The 206-nt window shown below is 46.6% G+C and carries 1 tRNA gene; it reads right to left on the bottom strand.

Features of this window, described 5'->3' with window-relative positions:
* Positions 1-129: 129 nt before the first annotated feature.
* Positions 130-205: transfer RNA gene (locus tag AAEY62_RS25310), tRNA-Val, on the bottom strand.
* Position 206 lies beyond the last annotated feature (1 nt).

Below are 206 nucleotides of genomic sequence, written 5' to 3'. Positions count from 1 at the left end.
GATACTGGACTTGAACCAGTGACCCTCGCCTTGTAAGGGCGATGCTCTCCCAACTGAGCTAATCACCCACATATAATAGGTATGCCTGTTATTTAATTCTTTGTTGTCAATTAACCGCTTGATGTAATTTGGTGGGTGATACTGGACTTGAACCAGTGACCCTCGCCTTGTAAGGGCGATGCTCTCCCAACTGAGCTAATCACCCA

The organism is Pseudoalteromonas sp. GW168-MNA-CIBAN-0100, from assembly GCF_040309225.1.
In the GTDB taxonomy this organism is placed as follows: Bacteria; Pseudomonadota; Gammaproteobacteria; order Enterobacterales; family Alteromonadaceae; genus Pseudoalteromonas; species Pseudoalteromonas arctica.
The sequence above is the reverse complement of the archived record's forward strand: the minus strand, read 5'-3'. Positions and strand labels throughout refer to the sequence as shown.